Origin of the sequence: Segatella copri, assembly GCF_019127135.1 — a bacterium.
GTDB lineage: Bacteria > Bacteroidota > Bacteroidia > Bacteroidales > Bacteroidaceae > Prevotella.
The window spans coordinates 21,241-37,878 of sequence record NZ_JAHOEA010000036.1; the positions used below are offsets into that span (position 1 = coordinate 21,241).

At 46.4% G+C, this 16,638-nt stretch carries 14 protein-coding genes; 5 read left to right on the forward strand and 9 right to left on the reverse strand.

Annotated elements, in window-relative coordinates; genetic code table 11:
- The first annotated feature begins 1 nt into the window (after position 1).
- On the forward strand, positions 2–2,062 hold the full coding sequence (locus KSW37_RS10205) for a YncE family protein (protein WP_217743455.1): 2,061 nt from the start codon (positions 2–4) through the stop codon (positions 2,060–2,062).
- A gap of 41 nt (positions 2,063–2,103) precedes the next feature.
- Complete coding sequence (locus tag KSW37_RS10210) at positions 2,104–2,892, forward strand: DUF4465 domain-containing protein (RefSeq protein WP_217743456.1); 789 nt, start codon at positions 2,104–2,106, stop codon at positions 2,890–2,892.
- Between the two features lie 152 nt (positions 2,893–3,044).
- Here the strand turns inward: KSW37_RS10210 and ettA are convergent, their stop codons facing one another.
- Positions 3,045–4,742: an energy-dependent translational throttle protein EttA gene (gene ettA, locus KSW37_RS10215; RefSeq protein ID WP_117662098.1), complete on the reverse strand. Its 1,698-nt coding sequence runs from the start codon at positions 4,740–4,742 to the stop codon at positions 3,045–3,047.
- A gap of 147 nt (positions 4,743–4,889) precedes the next feature.
- A complete protein-coding gene (locus KSW37_RS10220; RefSeq protein ID WP_217314444.1) occupies positions 4,890–5,810 on the reverse strand; it encodes a thioredoxin-like domain-containing protein in 921 nt (306 codons plus the stop codon).
- 185 nt (positions 5,811–5,995) lie between these two features.
- Between KSW37_RS10220 and KSW37_RS10225 the strand changes: the two genes are divergently transcribed.
- Positions 5,996–6,649, forward strand: coding sequence for an MgtC/SapB family protein (locus tag KSW37_RS10225; RefSeq protein WP_217314443.1), 654 nt, complete (start codon positions 5,996–5,998; stop codon positions 6,647–6,649).
- Positions 6,650–6,708: 59 nt separating this feature from the next.
- On the opposite strand, the gene KSW37_RS10230 is transcribed toward KSW37_RS10225, so the two are convergent.
- The 6 genes from KSW37_RS10230 to KSW37_RS10255 form a co-directional block, all read right to left on the reverse strand.
- Positions 6,709–7,434, reverse strand: coding sequence for a class I SAM-dependent methyltransferase (locus KSW37_RS10230; RefSeq protein ID WP_217314442.1), 726 nt, complete (start codon positions 7,432–7,434; stop codon positions 6,709–6,711).
- A 102-nt stretch (positions 7,435–7,536) separates the two neighbouring features.
- Positions 7,537–8,775: an ABC transporter permease gene (locus KSW37_RS10235; protein WP_217743457.1), complete on the reverse strand. Its 1,239-nt coding sequence runs from the start codon at positions 8,773–8,775 to the stop codon at positions 7,537–7,539.
- 71 nt (positions 8,776–8,846) lie between these two features.
- On the reverse strand, positions 8,847–9,620 hold the full coding sequence (locus KSW37_RS10240) for an ABC transporter ATP-binding protein (protein WP_217743458.1): 774 nt from the start codon (positions 9,618–9,620) through the stop codon (positions 8,847–8,849).
- Between the two features lie 162 nt (positions 9,621–9,782).
- Complete coding sequence (locus KSW37_RS10245) at positions 9,783–10,964, reverse strand: efflux RND transporter periplasmic adaptor subunit (RefSeq protein WP_217743459.1); 1,182 nt, start codon at positions 10,962–10,964, stop codon at positions 9,783–9,785.
- A gap of 336 nt (positions 10,965–11,300) precedes the next feature.
- The gene (locus KSW37_RS10250; RefSeq protein WP_217743460.1) at positions 11,301–12,635 is read right to left on the reverse strand and encodes a TolC family protein; all 1,335 of its coding nucleotides are present in this window, start codon (positions 12,633–12,635) and stop codon (positions 11,301–11,303) included.
- 252 nt (positions 12,636–12,887) lie between these two features.
- Entirely contained in the window at positions 12,888–13,553 is a 666-nt protein-coding gene (locus tag KSW37_RS10255) for a DUF4476 domain-containing protein (RefSeq protein ID WP_217743461.1), read from the reverse strand.
- Between the two features lie 36 nt (positions 13,554–13,589).
- Here KSW37_RS10255 and KSW37_RS10260 point away from each other — a divergent pair, with 36 nt between their 5' ends.
- A complete protein-coding gene (locus tag KSW37_RS10260) occupies positions 13,590–13,757 on the forward strand; it encodes a hypothetical protein (protein WP_217327269.1) in 168 nt (55 codons plus the stop codon).
- A gap of 439 nt (positions 13,758–14,196) precedes the next feature.
- Positions 14,197–15,084 carry a hypothetical protein gene (locus KSW37_RS10265; protein WP_217743462.1) on the forward strand — a complete coding sequence of 296 codons (888 nt, stop codon included), beginning with the start codon at positions 14,197–14,199 and terminating at the stop codon, positions 15,082–15,084.
- Positions 15,085–15,229: 145 nt separating this feature from the next.
- Here KSW37_RS10265 and KSW37_RS10270 read toward each other — a convergent pair.
- A partial coding sequence (locus tag KSW37_RS10270) for an SEL1-like repeat protein (RefSeq protein ID WP_217743463.1) occupies positions 15,230–16,638 on the reverse strand: 1,409 nt, incomplete at its 5' end.

Consider the following 16,638-nt stretch of genomic DNA (forward strand, 5'->3'; position numbering starts at 1 on the left):
AATGAAGGATAAGATATATCATCAACCCAATCTGGCAAAGTCTTGGTTCTTAGCCTTGCTTTGTTTTCTGGCTCTATGTATGCAGTCGTGTCGGGATAGCGACACCGTCATCTCATCTGAGCCTGAGGATACAGGCAGTAAGGCAGAAAAGGGCGATGTCATGGGACTCTACTTGCTCAACCAGGGCAATATGGGCAGCAACAAGGCTACCCTCGACTATCTGGACTTGTCGGGTGATAATAGTGAAAACGTCATTTATCATCGCAACATCTACTCTGAACGCAATCCTTACGAGATTAAGGAACTGGGTGATGTTGGCAATGATATCAAGATATATGGCTCCAAACTGTGGATGGTCATCAACTGCTCCAACAAGGTGGAGGTGGCAGATGCCTATACTTGCAAAAAAGTAGCGAAGATAGACATCCCCAACTGTCGATACCTTGCCTTTGATGGAGGATTTGCCTATGTGAGTGCCTATGTGGCTCCTGTGAATATGCGCCAGGATGCCGAAGTGGGAGCTGTTTATAAGGTGGACACGCTGACCATGAAGGTAGTGGACAAGGTGACGGTGGGCTATCAGCCCGATGAATTGGCTGTTGTGCATGGCAAACTGTATGTTGCCAACAGTGGCGGTTATCGCAATCCCAACTACGATCGTACGGTGAGCGTCATCGACCTCAAGACCTTTAAGGAGGAGCGGAAGATTGATGTGGCAATCAACTTGCATCGCTGTCGTGCCGATAAGTATGGGCAGCTATGGGTGAGTTCCCGAGGCGACTACAAGGAGGTGCCTTCACGATTGTATTGGCTCAAGCCTAATGCTGCAGGGCAGATGGAAAAGGGAGGTGAACTGAAAGTGCCGTGCTCCAACATGTGTGTCGTGGGTGATTCACTATATTATATAGGTGTGCAGTGGAATGAGACTTCACAGAAGAATTCGATAGAGTATGGTATCGTGAATGTCAGCCAACACAAGGTAATTGCTCATTCCTTGTCTAGTGCTCATGAGATACAATCCATCGAAATGCCATACGGCATCATCGTCAATCCTCAGAAGAAAGATTTCTATCTGATGGATGCTAAGAATTACGTGTCAAGTGGTGAGTTGTTTCACTTCAAGGCGGATGGCACCTTCGATTGGCGAGTGTGGACGGGCGATATTCCGGCAGAGGCAGCGTTTGTTTATCGCAAACCTCAGTTGCCATCGTCGGATCCGAGCCAACCAGCCGAGAAGTATAGCAAGTATATCTTAGCGGTAGATGAGTATGTGCCGGCTCCAGGACAATTCGTCAATTCGATGCCTCAATATGAGGAGGGTGATGATGCTAAGTCGATGGCAAGAAAATGTACAGAAGCCATCGGTGGAGACAAGGGCGGTTTGGTGAGTCTGGGTGCCTATGGTGGTTACATCACCTTTCATTTCGATCATTCAATAGCGAATGTGAAAGGTGAGAAAGACCTTTACATCAAGGGCAATGCTTTCAAGGACAATAGCGAGCCTGGCATCGTGATGGTATCGCAGGATGTGAATGGCAATGGTTTGCCCGACGATCCTTGGTATGAACTTTCCGGCAGTGCTGATGTTGACAGTGTGGGCAAGGTGGTATATGGCTATGAGATAACCTATACCAAGGATGCCATGCATGATATTCCATGGACAGACAATCAGGGAAGAAGTGGAGTTGTTAATCGCAACACTTTTCATGCCCAGGAATATTTCCCCTTGTGGTTGTCAAGTCCATTACGCTTCGAGGGTACCCTTTTGCCGCGTAATGGCCATGATACCAGCGGCAATGGAACCCATTGGGTTTGTGATGCCTTCCGGTATGGATATGTTGACAATGTGAGCAATAGCGACATCGATGGATGTTGTTTCGATATCTCTTGGGCGGTAGATAAGAATCGAAAGCCTGTGGCGCTCGACCACATCGACTTCGTGAGAGTGTATAGCGCACAGAATCAAATGTGTGGTTGGCTAGGTGAGACTTCCACAGAGGTAAGTGGGGCTGAGGACCTGCATCTCCAAAAGTCAATCAGTGCCAAGAGTAGAAAGAGATAATAAATAATAAGATAATTTTAATAATAAACAAAACAACAATGATGAAAAAGTATTTTTATTTGTTGGCACTTGTGTGTGCCACTAGTTTCTTCACAGCATGTAGTGACGACGACGATGACAACACTCCTAAGTATGAGACCATCACTTTCGAGGGTAGCAACTGGAATGCATTGATTGATAATCCTCAGTATGGTGGAAAGATGCTCTATGGAGAGAGTGGTAGCGGCTTTACAGAGGACAATGGTGTGTATGAGTGGACTGATGCTACAACTTCTTTGCATTCAAAGATAAATAATGGCTATGGCTCATGGGCTTATTGGAATGGTGGTGCTGCTGTTTCTAACTATCATAGTACCATTGCTGAAGGTACATCTAATACACAGCTTTCTATTCCTGCAGATCTTGCAGCTCACTCTGGTAGCAACTTCTTGATGATTTTTGGTTCAATAGATGGATATAATGCTCCTGTTCTTGACTTTAAGGATGGTAAGGCTCACACCATGAAAGGCCTTTGGATTACCAATGGTACTTACTTCCTCAATGTGATGGCTAATGGCAATGAATACTGTGCAAAGGCTAAAAGTTCTACCCAAATCTCTGTCGTGTTCGAAGGCTTCAAGGCTGATGGTACTACGTCTACAGGTACAGTTAAGTACACAGTTCAGGATGGTACAAACTCTTTGAAGAGCTGGCAGTATGTTGATCTCTCTTCTCTTGGCGAGATTAGTAGCTTGAAGGTAAACTATGAGGCTTCAGACGATATGAAGGGGCAGTATGGTTATAATGCGCCTGCTTATATAGCTGTAGATGACGTAGAAATCTATAAGTAAATCTGATATAGCGATAGTTTCTTATGAAAACGGCTGCATAGAAACAAAAAAGAGGGTGCGTCTTGTACTTATGACACACCCTCTCTTTTGTTTTTTATTGTTTCCGAAACGATTATTCTTATCGTTTCCAAGTCCTTCTTTTTTTCGAATCTTTATTCCTCCATCAACTTGCGATAGCGACCCTTCTTGATTTCGGTATCGCCCAGACGGCGCGCCTTGTTGATTTCATACTCAGAATAGCTGCCCTCGAAGAAGAAAACCTCACCGTTGCCCTCGAAGGCAAGAATGTGGGTACAGATTCGGTCAAGGAACCAGCGGTCGTGGCTGATTACCACCGCACAACCGGCAAATGCTTCCAAACCTTCCTCCAAGGCACGCAGCGTGTTCACGTCGATATCGTTGGTTGGCTCATCGAGGAGCAAAACATTACCCTCCTGCTTCAATGCCAAGGCCAACTGCAGACGGTTACGCTCACCACCCGAGAGAACACTGCAGAGCTTGCTCTGGTCGGTGCCCGAGAAGTTGAAGCGGCTAATGTAAGCACGTGCATTCACATCTCTGCCACCCAGACGCAAGGTTTCGTTGCCCTGAGAAATCACCTCGTAAACGGTCTTCTGTGGGTCGATGTCCTTGTGCTGCTGATCAACATAAGCCAGCTTCACGGTCTCACCAACCTCGAATGTACCGCCATCAGCTTGCTCCAAGCCCATGATGAGGCGGAAGAGGGTAGTCTTGCCGGCTCCGTTAGGACCGATGACGCCTACGATGCCGTTAGGAGGAAGCATGAAGTTGAGGTCGTTGAAGAGAACCTTCTCGCCGAACGCCTTTTTTACATGCTGAGCCTCAATCACCTTGTTACCCAGACGAGGACCGTTAGGGATGAAGATTTCCAGCTTCTCCTCGCGCTCCTTCTGCTCCTGGTTGAGCATCTGCTCGTAAGAGTTCAGACGAGCCTTACCCTTAGCCTGACGGGCCTTAGGTGCCATGCGAACCCATTCCAACTCGCGCTCCAATGTCTTGCGGCGCTTAGAGGCAGTCTTCTCCTCCTGAATCATTCGCTTGGTCTTCTGGTCGAGCCATGAAGAGTAGTTGCCCTTCCATGGAATACCCTCGCCACGGTCCAACTCCAGAATCCACTCGCTCACGTCGTCGAGGAAGTAGCGGTCGTGGGTTACGGCGATTACGGTACCCTCATACTGCTGCAGGTGCTGTTCCAGCCAGTCGATGCTCTCGGCATCCAGGTGGTTGGTAGGCTCATCGAGCAGGAGTACATCCGGCTTCTGCAGGAGTAGGCGGCAGAGAGCCACACGGCGGCGCTCACCACCCGAGAGATTGGTAACTGGCCAATCGCCAGGAGGACAATGCAGGGCAGCCATCGCACGCTCCAGCTTGGAGTCGATGTTCCAGGCGTCGGTAGCATCGATGATGTCCTGCACCTCAGCCTGGCGCTGCATCAGCTTGTCCATCTTATCAGGGTCTCCGTAATATTCTTCGAGACCGAACTTATTGTTGATGTCCTCGTATTCTGCGAGTGCATCATAGATTTTCTGCACACCCTCCATCACGTTTTCCTTCACGGTCTTGTTCTCGTCGAGCGGAGGATCCTGAGGCAAGTAGCCCACAGAGTAGCCTGGGCTCCAAACCACCTCACCCTGGGTAGGTTGCTCAAGTCCTGCGATGATTTTCATCAACGTAGATTTACCGGCACCGTTCAAACCGATGATGCCGATTTTTGCTCCGTAGAAGAACGATAGGTAGATGTTCTTCAGAATCTGTTTCTGGTTTTGTGGGATAATCTTAGATACGCCCACCATTGAAAAGATAATCTTCTTGTCGTCAACTGTTGCCATATATATTATTAAATAATGTGTATTTGTGAATTTATAGAATTTCTATTTGTCTCCATATTCATCGAAACTTTTGGTCTTGGGGTCGCCAAGAATGTCGATGACTTCCTGTTTGGTCATACCACGTGTCTTGAAACTTGTCAGCCCATTCTAATGTAGTCTGAATACAAGGGGAACGGTATAGTGTACGCGTGTAGCCTCGCCCCTTATTTTGCCGGGTGTCCATTTCCCCAATGTGCTCACAACACGGATGCCCTCCTGTTCGAAGAGAGTGCGAATTTCTGAGCGGACTTGGGTTTGCTCAGCTCCAGACAGCTTGTTGAAATCTTTGCCGTTAGGGTTGTCTAACACCTGATAACTTTGTATTCCGACATCAGAGACGTTGCCATCTTTCTCGACGATAAATTCCACTTTTACTTTGGCTGCGGCTTTATACTTTTGGCACAACTTTGGAAACTTGGTGTTGACGGATAGTTGCTTCATCAAGAGCGCCTTTCCACCAGGGTAGTGGGGCATCTCTATAAAGGCTGTTAGCTTACCTAAATTGTCGAGCGAGTCCAGCTTCTGCATCATTTCCTCGGCATTGACGGTAGAGAAGTATATTTTTCCCTCAGGGTCGATGAGGTAGGAGGTTGGAATCCATGAGATGTGGTAATCCTTGGAAATCTGAGTTTCCTTCCATTTCTTTCCCTCGCAGTATTGCATCCACTGGTCGTAGTGGTTGCTGCTGAGATATTTGTTCATCTTTTCCTTGTCGGTATCGAATGAAACCCCGACAAGCTGTATCTTCGTGAGATATTTTTTTGATATTTCTTTTACCTTTGGCATGTCCTTGCGACAGTCTGGACACCATGAAGCCCAGAAGTCGAGTACGGTCCATACGCCTGGTACAACCTTGCCGTCTGCATCGGTCTTAGTCTTCCAATCGGACAGACGGAATATTTTCTCGCCTGTCTTGTCATTGGTGATTTGGAAGTCAGGTGCCTCTGTGCCAACTGGTAGCAACTCTGTGGTTGTTTGTGCTCTGCCGACAACAGCTGTTGCCAAGAGCAAAAATAATGTTATCTTCATATCTTTTGTCGTTTAAAAAAGGTGAATCATGTATATTGATGCGAACATCATTCGTGGCAAAGGTACGCTTTTTTCTTGAATTACCAAAGAAAAAAGATGTTTTCGTAATAAAAATGATAGTTTTATTTTGTATTGTCTTCGAATTATGTTATCTTTGCAAGCAAACTTTAAAAGAAAGGAATAATATGAATGCAACCTATATAGACCTGACTCTTCGCCTGTCTCTGGCTCTCATCTTGGGAGGAGCGATAGGTATCGAAAGAGAATACCGTGCCAAGGAAGCGGGCTTCCGCACTCACTTCCTTGTAGCCCTGGGTAGTGCCCTTTTCTGTGTAGTTTCCCAGTATGGATTCGGCTTTGAACTGAAGGATTCCTCGCGTGTGGCCGCTCAGGTGGTTTCGGGCATCGGATTCCTGGGTGCCGGTACCATCATCTTCCAGAAGAATGTGGTTCGAGGCTTGACTACGGCTGCTGGCTTATGGGTGACGGCAGCTATCGGATTGGCTTGCGGAACGGGCATGTATGTGGCTGCAGCTATTACTACGGTAATGGTGTTGCTGGGACTGGAGGTGTTGAATTATCTGATACCGCAGTTGGGAACCTCTACCATCGAACTGAATTTCTCTGCCCCGTCAAGGGACAGCGTGAAGGAATTCATCAGTAAAATCAAGCTGAAAGGTATGGAAGTTCATTCTTACGAACTGAAAGAGCGAAGATTTTCTAAGGAAGAATTTGTGGAGGCGAGCATCGAAATAAAAGCCAAACGGGGGTTCCATACGCTGGAGATTCTTGATTATATGAATGATTTCTCGGACGTCACGATTTCGACGATTAAATAGAAGGAAAAGATAAAAAGGAGTTAAGATGATGGTCTTAACTCCTTTTTATCTTTATATGCTTAGTAAATCCTAGCCAGATAGTCATAATGTTCGCCTTCTGCCACCAGCTCGCCGTGCAAGCCGCAGCTTTCGGCGATGGATTTCAGTAATGGGAAATCTACGTAGAGCCAATCGAAGCGGTCGCCCTTTACATCCTTGTAAATCATCTGATAATCAACTTCTCCGTAATAGGCTCCATTCAGATTGATGTCGAAACTTCCATCCTCATTCTCGTAGATATATTTCAAATCAGAGGAATCGATGAGAATCTGACCGCCCGGATTCAGCAACGCCTTCAGGCGCTGGAAGAGGGCAGGGAGATGTTCTATCTTTCCGGCAATTCCCGTTCCGTTCATCAGGAGGAGAATCGTATCGAAACCCGTTCCCAGATGATCGTCGAAGAGATTGATGCATTCCGCATTCTTCACTCCTCTCAACTTCATCGCTTCGCAACTCAAAGGCGAAATATCTATCGCCTTCACCGTAAAGCCCTTCTCCTGCAGGGCGAGCGTATGGCAACCGCTTCCGGCTCCGATATCCAGCACCCGTCCCTTGACTAGCTGCAAGGCTTTCTGCTCCAGCACCGGCATTTCCGGGACGCTTCTGAACAGATGTTTCACTGGCATTTCGTCTTCCTCGAACATCGAAGACAGCACTCTCAGTCGGGCTGCTTTCCCATGCTTTTGGAAGTCGAGAATGGCTGCGCCCATCGGGTCTTTATCTGCTGATAATATTTCTGTATTCATTTTCTTTCTATCTGTTTTATCTTAAGTTTCTTGAATTCTTCTGCAAAAATACAATAAAGTTTTGATAAAACAGATATATTTCTGAAAAAACTGATCAGATTTTTACTCGTATCTGATTGCCTCGATAGGGTCGAGTCTTGCTGCCTTCTTTGCCGGATACCATCCGAAGAACACGCCCGTAAAGGTACATACGGCGAAACTCATGATGATGCTCCAAGGCTCTATCTGAGTGGCAATATGCAGGAAGACATTCAGACTCAGCGACAGACTCACTCCCAGGATTACTCCGATGATTCCACCGGTCACAGAGAGCAGAATCGCCTCGATGAGGAACTGGTTCAGAATGTCAATTCCTCTGGCTCCCACACTCATGCGGAGACCGATTTCACGGGTTCGCTCGGTAACGGAAACGTACATGATGTTCATGATTCCGATACCGCCCACCAGCAGGGAAATTCCTGCCACACTACCCAGAAGGATGGTGATGGTGGACATGGTGGAATTCATCATGCTGGAGATTTCCTCCTGCGAACGGATGTTGAAATCATCCTCATCTGCCTCGGTGGTCTCGGTGGCATCCTTCAGCTTGTGGTTGTGGCGGAGAATTTCCGAAATCTGATCCTGAGCCGGCTGAGATGCTTCCTCGGTAATGGCAGAACATACGATTCCGCCCAGATAGGTCTGTGCCAGGATTCGCTTCATCACGGTGGTGTATGGGGCGAGCACGAGGTCATCCTGGTCCATTCCCATGGAGTTGTAACCCTTCTTCTGGAGCACACCTATTACACGGAACGGGATGCTGTTGAAACGTACTACCTTGCCGATCGGGTCGCTGCCGTCGGGAAAAAGATAATCCACTACGGTCTGACCCAGGATGCAGACCTTGGCAGCTGCCTTGATGTCGGTATCGGTAAACATTTCTCCATCTGCCACCTTCAGCTGGCGGATGCTCAGGTAGTCCTGGTTCACGCCATAGATGGAACTCTGCGTATTGTTGTTGCCGTAGATCCACTGTCCCGAACTGTTTACGGTAGGCGAAATGGCACTGATGTAATTACAATCCTCCTTGATGCTCTCGTAGTCGGCTTGCTTCAGGGTCTCCATCGAGGAAGCATCCTGTCGCACACCGCCTCTCATGTCGGCACCCGGCGAAATCATAATCATATTACTACCCATCTCGGCGATGTTCGCTTTGATGCTCGCCTTACTTCCCTGTCCGATGGCAAGCATCGTAATCACGGCTGCAATACCGATGATGATGCCCAGGGCTGTGAGGAAGGATCGCATCTTGTTGGCTGCTATCGCCCGGATGGCAATCTTAAAAAGATTCTGATAATTCATTTACTTTGAACTTTGAATTTTGAACATTGAACTTTATGATTAGTAAAGCTGTTGAATTCTTCACTCTTCTCCTATTCGTCCGTATTGGCTGGCAGGGCGGCAAGGCCTTCTGCTGCCGAAAGGATGTGGTCATTATAGGTATCGCTGATGATGTGTCCGTCGCGCAATTCGATGTTGCGGCTGGAATACTTGGCGATATCCGGGTTGTGGGTTACGAAGATGATGGTTCTGCCCTCAGCGTAGAGCTTCTGGAAAAGGACAAGAATTTCGAAACTGGTTCTCGTGTCCAGGTTACCCGTTGCCTCGTCGGCGAGAATCACGGCAGGATTGTTCACCAGGGCACGGGCGATGGCTACACGCTGCATCTGTCCACCCGACATCTGATTGCTCTTATGGTAGAGTCTTTCGCCCAGTCCTACAGCCTTCAGAGCTTCGATGGCACGCTGCTTCCGTTCTTCTGCATTGATGGCAGGATTGTACATCAGCGGCAGCTCTACATTCTCCACACTCGTGGTCTTTGGCAGGAGATTGTAGTTCTGGAAGATGAAGCCAATCTTGCGGTTGCGCAGGATGGCTCTGTCGTTGTGGCTCATCTTGCGCACGCTCACGCCATCCAGGTAATATTCACCCTTGGAAGGGGTGTCGAGACAGCCCAGCTGGTTGAGCAGGGTGGATTTGCCGGAACCCGACTTACCCATAATGGTAACGAACTCGCCCTCGTAGATCTTGAAGCTTACGCCTTTCAGGGCGTGGACGGTTTCATCACCCACAAGAAAGTCGCGGCGCACATTGTCGAGCTCTATCACCACCTTCTTGTTCTCGTTGCTATTTGATGTTTCTGACATAATTATTCTTTTATGGGATTTGATAGGAGTTAAGGAGTTAAAGGAGTTATCGCTCCCTTCGGTCGCTGAGGAGTTAAGACAAAAGTCTTTTAGGCGTAATTTTTAAGCAGCAAGACACATGTCTTAACTCCTTAACTCCTTAACTTCTTAACTTCTTTAGCTTTACTTCTTCTTTCCTCTAGGACCCGGACCGCTGATCAGTCCCTGGCTCTGCTGTGGAGCGTCCTCCTCTTCCGGAACATTCACCACGATTTCCGTAACAATCTTATCGCCCTGCTTCAATCCCTTGGTGATTTCTGTATTGATTCCATCACTCTGACCGATGGTTACCGGATGAGCGGTGAGGGTGTTGCCATTCAATGTCCAAACCTTGTTTTTACCCTTGCAGTCTACAATCTTCATGTCTTTGCCCACGGTTTCCTTGGTAGGGGTAAAGCGGAGAGCCTTGTTGGCTACGGCGAGCACGCCGCTGCGCTCCTGGGTGTAGATGGTAACGTTGGCTGTAAGACCCGGTTTCAATTTCAAATCAGCATTTGAAGCAGAGATTACTACCTCGTAAGTTACTACATTATTGGTAGTTGTAGCTTCCAGGCGCACCTGCTTCACGGTTCCCTCGAAGGTATCATCCGGATAGGCATCTACAGTGAAAGTTACTCGGTCGCCCTCCTTTACATTGCCGATATCAGCCTCGTCTACATTGGCTACTACCTGCATATTGGTCAGATCCTTGGCAATGGTGAAGAGCTCTGGGGTGTTGAAGCTTGCAGCCACGGTCTGACCTTCCTCTACGCTCTTCGAAATCACGGTTCCGTCGATAGGAGAGGTGATGGTGGCGTAGCCGAGGTTGGTCTGTGCTCTCTGTACGTTTTCCTTAGAAGACGCAACCTGCTCCTTAGCCTGGCGATAGGTTAAGAGCGCATTCTCGTATTCATCTGCGCTGACAAGTCCCTTCTTGTAAAGGGTTTTGTAGCGCTCCATATTGGCTGCCTGATAGTTCAGACTGCTCTGTGCGCTGGCTAGGTTTGCCTTCGCAGTATTCAGTTCGCTCAGGAGATTGGTCTTGTCGAGTTCTGCGATGACCTGTCCCTTCTTTACCTGGGAGTTGTAGTCCACATAGAGTTTGTTGACGATACCACTCACCTGTGTACCCACGGTTACAGAGGTCACCGCCTCGATGGTACCCGTAGCGGTTACGCTGTTCTGCAAGGTTTTCAGCGCCACTTTTTCCTCCTTGAAGTTAATATCTTCCTCCTTTTTTCCGCCCGACATCGCCCATGTCGCCACGGCAATGATTACTATCACCACGACAGCAATCCAGATTTTGCTAATTCTCAACTTTTTCATTTTTTATAATCAGATTAATTTAATTCGAAATAATAAAACTTTTGTTTGGGAGGGGAGTTAACTCCTTAACTCTTTATTCAAGTTTTGCAAGTAAGCTCCACACGCCCTGAAAGGGCAGAAGCTCCTAGCCCAGGGCATCGCCCTGGGTAATTACGGACACAAACTTGTCGCCCTGTAAGGGCAAAAGCTTTAAAATACTGGGCAATATACAAAGCTTTTGCCCTTACAGGGCGCTTTGCTGATTGCCATTATACCCAGGGCGATGCCCTGGGCTAGGAGCTTTTGGGCCTTCAGCCCGTTCTTGAACCCCATGCGAAAGTTAACTCCTTCACCCTCTTAAATATGTCCTTCCTTATAGAACTTCAACATGTTGATGTTGAGGATGGCGAGGTATTTGGCCTGGAGTTCGTTCTGCTTCGCTTTGAGCAGGTTATCCTTTCCTGTTCTTAGCTCAACGATATTCTTCAATCCCAGCTTAAACTGCTCGCTCAGCAGATTGTAACTGGTCTGGGCACTCTCGCTGCTAACCTTTGCCGCCTTAAACTGGCTCTGGTTGGTGGTAGCCTGCAACCAGTAGTTCTCAATGGTAGAGTAGAGCTGAGTCTGCTGGTTCTTCAGGTCGAGCTGGATGCTTTCGCGCTCAATCAACGCCTTGTTCACCTGAGTCTTGGTGGTTCGGTTTTCAAAGAGCGGGATGCTCACTCCTACGCCGCCTCCAACGCTGAAGTTGGTCTTCAACTGCTTGCCAAGACCATTGCTGTTCATGGAAGTATTGCTGGTAGAAATACCTGCGTTAGCGCTGATGGTAGGCAGCTTGCCCGCCTTCGCAATCTTGATGTTCAAGTCGTTCTGAGCCAACTGATTCCTGATGGTCTTGAACTCCGGACGGTTTTCGAGAGCCGCAGCATAGACTCCGTTCATTGCCGGAACAGCCACGAGAGCCATCTCATCGGTGGTATTCGGAATCTCGATGTCAAAAGCTTCATCGCTTGTAATCTGAAGCAGTTCCTTCAACTGTCGCTTATAGTTCTTCACATTGCTTTCAGCCTGCACGATGTTGAATTCATCCTGAGCCCGCTGAGCGGTGAGCTGTGCCAGGTCAGCCTGACTCATCTTGCCTATCTTCACCATCTCCTTGCCCCGTTCTTCATTCTGCTGGCTCGAGAGATAGCTCTCCTTGTTCACCTGGATAGCCTCTGTAGAGTAGAGAATCTGCACGTAGAGCTGCGCAATCTGTTCCTGCAGTTTGATAGCTTGGGTAGCCGAATCGAGCTGTGCAGCCTCGGCAGAGAGCTGGTTCAGTTTTACCTGATTATGGTTCTTGTTTCCATTCCAGATGGTGTAGTTACCCATCACGGAGTAGCTTCCGTTGTAATACACCTTGTCGATGCTGGCTCTTGAGAAACCATCACCGCTGATACCGCTAGCCACCCAAGGAGTATAGTTCACGCTTTGGTTGGTGCTGGCGCTGAGCGACGGAAGCAGAGCAGCTTTCGACTGCAGATAATCTTCTTGGGCGCTGGCCTTGTTGAGTTGCGTCTTCTGAAGAGCGATGTTGTTGGCAAGCGCATAGTCGATACAGTCTTTCAGCGACCATTGTTTTGCCTGCGTTGCTAATGGTGCCGCCACAAGAAGCAGAGCAGCCATTGCGTTTTTTACTTTTCCGTTCATAATCTTCTTCTATTTTCTTTTTTACCTGTTTTATTTGTTTCAGAAAGATATTAATCTGATTGCATTTAGACGGAAAAGTTTAGTATAAAGTTTCAAATTTAACAATCCTTGTGATTTTTGTAAAAAAATGGAAAGGGAGGGGAAAAGAAAAATCCGTGAGCAAGATGCATCTTGCTCACGGATTTGATTCTGTGGCTATCTGGTATCCGTTAGGTGTCCTGCCGGATTTGCAATCCGCATCAATCACCTTATTTATCTGATATTTCTGATGATTTCCTCAGCCTTATCCTTTTCGCTGTCAAAGCTGAATACTTTATAGATGAGGCCTGTATTCTGAAGATCCACGATATGTGGCGCCATCATTTTGAGCGCTTTCAGCTGTTCGTCGTCGAAAGGGAATATCTTCATGATGCGGACCACCTGGGCGCAGGAATAATAGCAGCCGAGGCTTGCCACTTCTATCAGGTCGAACTTGTTGTCGTCGAAGCTTGCTTTCTTCACCTTATTATATAGTTTGGAGAAGGAAGCATCATCGAGGCTGTAGCCGTAATCCATTCTGCCATCGGGATCACATCTTCCATCGTAGATGGGTGGGGTAGGGTGTTGTGGCTGCTGTACATTAGATGTCTGGCTGTTGGGTTCTATGATTTTTGTATCGTACTGCACAACCTTTCCGTTTCTGTCGAAGAAGACCGTGATGTACTTGGAATCTCCAAACAGATAATTATATTTGTCATATTCCCATTTGTCCCCATACATGTCGAAACTGGTGAGCTTAGGTTCTCCGAGAATGGCAATCACTTCCTGCTTGGTCATTCCCCGCTCCACGTTTCTTTTTCCTTTAGCCGAAGCCGAGAGGCATGCGGCAAACATCAATATGGTTGTGGCGATAAGCGCCATCCAATCATTTCTTTTCATAAGCGATACTGTTTTTATAAGTTATTATATTGTTTTATGGTTGCAAAAGTACAGCTTTCTTTTGAAATAAAAAGAGAAGGATTCCCTAAAGTAGAAGGGGGAATCCCTATTTCCGATTTTGGTTATTTGTTTCACTTTTCGGGAATGGCTGTGATTATAAAAAGAGATTATTATTTACTGCTAAAGCCTAATATGACTGAATAAACGCACCGAGATGACTGGGTAAGTAACGAAAGGCGTTTAATCAGATTCAATGAACTAATATATTAAGTATACGAAGCCTGTTTCTAGAAGATTCCGACTGCAGTCAGCAGCTCTGCTGAGCCTAGTCAGCAGGTCTGCTGACTGCAGTCGGAAGGTCTGCTGAGCCTAGTGACAATACTCTTTAGTTGTACGACAATACCCCCTTTAGTTGTACGACTATACACCTTTTAGTTGTACGACTATACACTCTTTAGTTGTACGACTATATACCTTTTAGTTGTACAACTATACATCTTTTGGTTGTACAACTATACACCTTTTGGTTGTACGACTATATACCTTTTGGTTGTACAACTGTATACCACCTTTAGAGTCGAACCATGAAGCGAATAAGTTTACGGCAAGACTTCTGCTCCATCATTTCCTCAGCAAGGAGAATATGGAATGGTTGGCTCAATATGCCGAGTTTGGCTTGGTGAATGAGCAGAAGTTGGCTCTAGTCTTCGTGAGAGAAGTGGGTGCGATAGATAATGCTACTTATCGCCAGCTGGATTCTTCGATTACTCATGCCCGTGCACGCTTGGAGATTCATAAGCTTTGCGACCTTGGATTTATCGAGAAGAAAGGGCAAGGTCGTAACACTTATTATATAAGAACCTCCAAGGTGGTATCCTTAGGAGAAAGGTTACGACCTCAAGGTGAAAGGTTACTACCTCAGCTTGGTACATTATGCGAAAGGTTACTACCTCAGCATGGTACATTATGCGAAAGGTTACTACCTCAGCATGGTACATTATGCGAAAGGATACCACCTCAGCATGGTACATTATGCGAAAGGATACCACCTCAGCATGGTACATTATGCGAAAGGATACCACCTCAGCATGGTACATTATGCGAAAGGATACCACCTCAGCATGGTACATTATGCGAAAAGATACCACCTCAGCATGGTACATTGGGAGAAAAGATACCACTTCAGCATGGTACATTGGGAGAAAAGATACCACCTCAGCATGGTACATTAGGCGAAAGATACCAAGGTGAGAACGAAAGGTACCAAGCTTTTGGAGAAAGGTACCAAGGTGCAAATCGGGAAGAATTGTTGCTTCTGTTGCCTGATGATATAAAAAAGAGAATTGATGAGGTCGGGAAAAGGGTTCCTAAAGATGTTCTTAATAAGCTGGTGGTTGATATGTGTTCTATTGTTCCTTTAAGTATGGATGCCTTTCTGTATTGCTACATAGAAATTCAAAGTCATTCAAAAATAAGAATATTAAGGTTCTGTTGGAAAACAATCAGCTCTTCTATTGGATTCCGGAGATGATTAATCATCCACGGCAAAAAATATGTTGCTGACCCTTCGATGGCGAGAAGTAATAGCAAGAAAAAATAATAGCAATCTCCCCTTGGGCTGCCAAAGGCAATCCAAGGGGAATTTTGAAATGACGTTGTTGAGGCGTTTGGTTGGTTTATGGGCTCACCATTACACCTCTGTCTTTATTGTTAGCAGCCTTTTGCTCCCAAAAATTAGCCTTAGCGAGGTTTATGGGAAGTCCTACCAGTCCTTTGCGGTACCCCTCAGCTAGCAGCTTTTGAGCTGGGTAACAACCGAGATTTGCTGATTTTTCAAACAGCCTACCAGCTTCTTTAACATCTCTCATTAAGCCTCCCTTCCCTTGCTCATAAAAGCGACCTAAGTTGTAAAGTGCCATAGCATCATCTTTTTTAGCTGCCATTTCAAACCAAAGGCGGGCTTGTGTAACATCTTTATTTACATGGATGCCATTTTCGTAGTAGAGACCTAACAAATTCTGCGCCTCTGCAAATCCTAATTCTGCCGCTTTCTTGAAGTATGTGAAAGCCTCTGCTTGGTTTTTCTCCACAATTAATCCTGAATGATAAAACATTCCAACTTGGCATATCGCATCTGGGATTCCTGCATCTGCAGCTTTTTTGAACCAACTGAAGCCCTCGTTATAATTCTGTTGTGTGCCTATGCCGTTAAAATACATACTGGCTAGACTGTATTGCGCCTCGGCTTGCCCTTGTTGTGCTGCTTTGTATGCCCAATTATAAGCTTCGACCATATCTTTTTCGCATCCCTCTCCATTGAGGTAGCATATTGCTAGTTTGAATTGTGCTTCAGAGTATCCTTGTTCTGCTGCTTTCTTGAACCATTTGAATGCCTCTTTAGAGTTTTGTTCGATACCTAACCCCTGTTCATATGCTGCCCCAATGTTGTGTTGCGCTCTCGGATTTCCTTGCTCGGCAGCTTTCTTAAACCAAAGAAAGGCTTCTTTAGAATCTGTTTCGCAGCCAGTTCCTTTAAAGTAACAATATGCGAGCATAAATTCTGCATCTATGTTTCCTTGCTCTGCAGCTTTTTTATACCAATAAAAAGCTTGCTCAGGATTTATCTCACATCCTTCACCTTTGTCGTAACATTGTGCTAAATAGTATTGTGAATAGACATGACCTAAATCAGCAGATTTCTTAAACAAAGCGAATGCCTTCTCTAAGTTCTTTTCGCATCCATAGCCGTTCTTATAGCAATCCGCAAGACATGATAACGCAATTGCGTCATTTTCGTTCTCACTTTTATTAAGCCATTTGAAGGCTTCATCATAGTTTTGATTCGCATAACAACTTACTCCTAATGCAAAACTTGGCTTCGTGCATCCATTTACAAAAGCTTTGGTTAACCACGTTTCTGCTTCTTTATAATCTTGGTCTACTCCTAAACCTTGGTAATAATAGTAGCCAACGGCATATTGAGAATCGGCATCACCTTGTTCTGCTGCTTTCTTGAACCATTTGAATGCCTCTTTAGAGTTTTGTTCGATACCTAACCCCTGTTCATATGCTGCCCCAATGTTGT